The 1,607-nt window shown below is 75.8% G+C and carries 2 protein-coding genes; one reads left to right on the top strand and one right to left on the bottom strand.

All coding sequences use genetic code 11. The annotated features are described in order from the left end of the window. On the top strand, positions 1-988 hold a 988-nt coding region (locus H5J30_RS32145; RefSeq protein WP_258563634.1), incomplete at its 5' end, for an NsdA family TPR-like regulatory protein. Between the two features lie 109 nt (positions 989-1,097). On the opposite strand, the gene H5J30_RS32140 is transcribed toward H5J30_RS32145, so the two are convergent. Then, on the bottom strand, positions 1,098-1,607 hold a 510-nt coding region (locus tag H5J30_RS32140), incomplete at its 5' end, for an NPCBM/NEW2 domain-containing protein (RefSeq protein ID WP_181791146.1).

The following is a 1,607-nucleotide window of genomic DNA, read 5'->3' as shown; positions in this document are numbered from 1 at the left end:
CGGCTCCGTCGCCCGCGGCCTCGACGGCCTCGACGCGCAGCACGCGCCCGCCGCCGAGGGCCCCGGGCCGCGGCGCGTGGGGCACAGCGACGTCGCCAAGCTGCGCGACGCGGCGGACGAGGCGCGGCGCTGGGACTCCAAGTACGGGGGCGGCGACTGGCGGGCGTCGATGGTGCCGGAGTGCCTGCGGGTGGACGCGACGCCGCTGCTGCTCGGCGCGTACACCGACGAGGTCGGGCGCTCGCTCTTCGGCGCGACCGCGGAACTGACGCGGCTCGCCGGGTGGATGGCCTTCGACACGGGTCAGCAGGAGGCGGCGCAGCGGTACTACATCCAGGCGCTGCGGCTGGCGCGGGCGGCGGCGGACGTGCCGCTCGGGGGGTATGTCCTGGCGTCGATGTCGCTGCAGGCGACGTACCGCGGCTTCGCCGACGAGGGCGTGGACCTCGCCCAGGCCTCGATCGAGCGCAACAGGGGGTTGGCGACGGCGCGTGCGATGAGCTTCTTCCACCTCGTCGAGGCGCGGGCGCACGCCCGCGCACAGGACGAGCCGTCGTGCGGCACGGCCCTGGCGGCGGCGGAGAGCTGGCTGGAGCGCGCCCGCGAGGGCGACCCGGACCCGGCCTGGCTCGACTTCTACGCCTACGACCGGCTGGCCGCCGACGCCGCCGAGTGCTACCGGGACCTGCGGGTCCCGCGCCAGGTGCGGCGCTTCACGGAACAGGCGCTGGCCCGGCCCACGGAGGCGTTCGTACGCTCGCACGGGCTGCGGCTGATCGTCGCGGCGGTCGCGGAACTGGAGTCCGGCAACCTGGACGCGGCGTGCGCGCAGGGCACGCGGGCGGTGGAGGTCGCGGGCCGGATCTCCTCGGCGCGGACGACGGAGTACGTGAAGGACCTGCTGGCCCGGCTGGAGCCCTACGGCGACGAGCCGATGGTCGCGGAACTCCGCGAGCGCGCCCGTCCGTTGCTGGTCGCCCCGGCGTAGGGCGTACGCGCCGGGCGCCCGGCGGCGTCGCGCGCCGTACGTCGTGCGCCGGGAGACCCGGACCGGCAGGACGAAGGCGTACGCCCCCCCGGAACATCGGACGCCGCGCTCAGCGGCAGTCGATGACCGACTCGGCCCAGTCCGTCAGCAGCGCGGTGTGCATGGGGTGCCGCGGTTCGGCTTCCAGCCGGATGGTCTCCGTCCCGGCCGGCAGGCCCACGTCGACCATGGCCGCCTCCTCGCCCGCCTCGACCCAGTCCGAGCGCCACAGCCGGGCGTCGTCGCCGTAGACGCTGAATCTGGCCGCGCCCAGGCGGTACATCATGTCGTCGATGCCGGCCGCCGCCCGGTAGCGGGTGCACGCGAGGTTCAGCTCGATCGTCAGCGACGACTCCGCCTGCACCGTCACGCCGTGGGCGTACGTCCGGCCGCCGATGTCCAACTCCTCGCGCTGCCACCACCAGCCGCTGCGGTCCGCGACGATCTCCGGCTCCGTGCCGTCGCCGAAAGCGTCGGAGTCGAGTCCGGCCACGCGGTACGGCTCGGCGGGGGGAGGCGGCGGCGGTGGGGGAGGCGTGCTCGGCGGCGGGGTGGGCGTCGGGGTAGGGGTGGGCGTAGG

The organism is Streptomyces phytophilus, from assembly GCF_013870535.1.
In the GTDB taxonomy this organism is placed as follows: domain Bacteria; phylum Actinomycetota; class Actinomycetes; order Streptomycetales; family Streptomycetaceae; genus Streptomyces; species Streptomyces phytophilus.
This window is presented reverse-complemented; position numbering and strand designations above follow the sequence as displayed.